This is a genomic window from Vibrio sp. 10N.261.51.F12 (assembly GCF_041471725.1).
GTDB lineage: Bacteria > Pseudomonadota > Gammaproteobacteria > Enterobacterales > Vibrionaceae > Vibrio.
This window is the reverse complement of the sequence record NZ_JBFROV010000018.1, coordinates 1-3283: the sequence shown is the minus strand read 5'-3', so window position 1 is coordinate 3283 and position 3283 is coordinate 1. Positions and strand designations below refer to the sequence as shown.

1 rRNA gene is annotated in these 3283 nt (G+C 48.9%); it reads left to right on the top strand.

From position 1 onward, the window contains the following. Window positions 1-268: 268 nt before the first annotated feature. Window positions 269-3158 (top strand): 23S ribosomal RNA (locus tag AB4405_RS12600). Window positions 3159-3283: the final 125 nt, after the last annotated feature.

Here is a 3283-nt window from a genome sequence, read left to right as displayed (position 1 = left end):
ACATGCTCTTTAACAATTTGGAAAGCTGACGAACAACAACTTGATTGGTTGTTGTTCAAATAAAAGTTCTCAAATCCTATTTCTGACTCTTTTTATTAAGAGATAAGAATTAGGTACCAACACACATTCAAGTGTTCTTGGAAACACCACAACTTCGGTTGTGATGTTTATATTTGAGTCCGGCAAAATCGAATGCTATCTCGCTCATTCAAATAATGAGATAGCGACTTTGGTTGTTTGCCATACGTAAGACCTTTTGGGGTTGTATGGTTAAGTGACTAAGCGTACACGGTGGATGCCTTGGCAGTCAGAGGCGATGAAGGACGTAATAACTTGCGATAAGCCCAGATTAGGTAGTAATAACCTGTGAGTCTGGGATTTCCGAATGGGGAAACCCACGTGCATAAGCACGTATCATTAACTCAATACATAGGTTAATGAAGCAAACCCGGGGAACTGAAACATCTAAGTACCCGGAGGAAGAGAAATCAACCGAGATTCCGAAAGTAGCGGCGAGCGAAATTGGAGTAGCCCTTAAGCTTTTAATGATGCAGGTGAAGAGTCTGGAAAGTCTCGCAGTAAAGGGTGATAGCCCCGTAACCGACACATCATAATCAGTGAAAACGAGTAAGGCGGGACACGTGATATCCTGTTTGAATATGGGGGGACCATCCTCCAAGGCTAAATACTACTGACTGACCGATAGTGAACCAGTACCGTGAGGGAAAGGCGAAAAGAACCCCTGTGAGGGGAGTGAAATAGAACCTGAAACCGTGTACGTACAAGCAGTAGGAGCACCTTCGTGGTGTGACTGCGTACCTTTTGTATAATGGGTCAGCGACTTAATTTTAGTAGCAAGGTTAACCGTTTAGGGGAGCCGTAGGGAAACCGAGTCTTAACTGGGCGTATAGTTGCTAGAATTAGACCCGAAACCAGGTGATCTAGCCATGGGCAGGTTGAAGGTTGAGTAACATCAACTGGAGGACCGAACCGACTAATGTTGAAAAATTAGCGGATGACTTGTGGCTAGGGGTGAAAGGCCAATCAAACCTGGAGATAGCTGGTTCTCCCCGAAAGCTATTTAGGTAGCGCCTCGGACGAATACTACTGGGGGTAGAGCACTGTTAAGGCTAGGGGGTCATCCCGACTTACCAACCCTTTGCAAACTCCGAATACCAGTAAGTAATATCCGGGAGACACACGGCGGGTGCTAACGTCCGTCGTGGAGAGGGAAACAACCCAGACCGCCAGCTAAGGTCCCAAAGTATAGCTAAGTGGGAAACGATGTGGGAAGGCTTAGACAGCTAGGATGTTGGCTTAGAAGCAGCCATCATTTAAAGAAAGCGTAATAGCTCACTAGTCGAGTCGGCCTGCGCGGAAGATGTAACGGGGCTAAGCTATACACCGAAGCTGCGGCTGCATAATTTATTATGTGGGGTAGGGGAGCGTTCTGTAAGCGGTTGAAGGTGGTCTGTAAGGGCTGCTGGACGTATCAGAAGTGCGAATGCTGACATGAGTAACGATAAAGGGGGTGAAAAACCTCCTCGCCGGAAGACCAAGGGTTCCTGTCCAACGTTAATCGGGGCAGGGTAAGTCGACCCCTAAGGCGAGGCCGAAAGGCGTAGTCGATGGGAAACGGGTTAATATTCCCGTACTTCTTATAATTGCGATGGGGGGACGGAGAAGGCTAGGTGGGCCTGGCGATGGTTGTCCAGGTTCAAGTACGTAGGCGGGTGGTTTAGGTAAATCCGGACCACTATTAACGCTGAGATACGATGTCGAGTCACTACGGTGATGAAGTCATTGATGCCATGCTTCCAGGAAAAGCCTCTAAGCTTCAGATTATAAGAAATCGTACCCCAAACCGACACAGGTGGTCGGGTAGAGAATACCAAGGCGCTTGAGAGAACTCGGGTGAAGGAACTAGGCAAAATGGTACCGTAACTTCGGGAGAAGGTACGCTCTTGGCGGTGAAGTCCCTTGCGGATGGAGCTACTAGGAGTCGCAGATACCAGGTGGCTGCAACTGTTTATTAAAAACACAGCACTGTGCAAAATCGTAAGATGACGTATACGGTGTGACGCCTGCCCGGTGCCGGAAGGTTAATTGATGGGGTTAGACTTCGGTCGAAGCTCTTGATCGAAGCCCCGGTAAACGGCGGCCGTAACTATAACGGTCCTAAGGTAGCGAAATTCCTTGTCGGGTAAGTTCCGACCTGCACGAATGGCGTAATGATGGCCACGCTGTCTCCACCCGAGACTCAGTGAAATTGAAATCGCTGTGAAGATGCAGTGTACCCGCGGCTAGACGGAAAGACCCCGTGAACCTTTACTACAGCTTGGCACTGAACATTGACCCTACATGTGTAGGATAGGTGGGAGCCTTTGAAGCATGCACGCTAGTGTGTGTGGAGGCAATCTTGAAATACCACCCTTGTATGCTTGATGTTCTAACGTTGGCCCCTAATCGGGGTTGCGGACAGTGCCTGGTGGGTAGTTTGACTGGGGCGGTCTCCTCCCAAAGAGTAACGGAGGAGCACGAAGGTGGGCTAAACACGGTTGGACATCGTGTGGTTAGTGCAATGGCATAAGCCCGCTTGACTGCGAGAATGACAATTCGAGCAGGTACGAAAGTAGGTCATAGTGATCCGGTGGTTCTGAATGGAAGGGCCATCGCTCAACGGATAAAAGGTACTCCGGGGATAACAGGCTGATACCGCCCAAGAGTTCATATCGACGGCGGTGTTTGGCACCTCGATGTCGGCTCATCACATCCTGGGGCTGAAGTCGGTCCCAAGGGTATGGCTGTTCGCCATTTAAAGTGGTACGCGAGCTGGGTTTAGAACGTCGTGAGACAGTTCGGTCCCTATCTGCCGTGGGCGTTGGAAGATTGAAGGGGGCTGCTCCTAGTACGAGAGGACCGGAGTGGACGAACCTCTGGTGTTCGGGTTGTCATGCCAATGGCATTGCCCGGTAGCTAAGTTCGGAATCGATAACCGCTGAAAGCATCTAAGCGGGAAGCGAGCCCTGAGATGAGTCTTCCCTGGCACTTTAAGTGTCCTAAAGGGTTGTTCAAGACTAGAACGTTGATAGGCAGGGTGTGTAAGTGCTGCGAGGCATTGAGCTAACCTGTACTAATTGCCCGTGAGGCTTAACCATACAACACCCAAAGGGTTTTGATTGGACTCAAAGCAAGAACATAATTGAATGTGTATTAAGAACTTTTATTAAGCTTTCCAGATTAATTTTGCCTTTAGCTTTTTCTAAAAGCTGAAAGTAAAAGA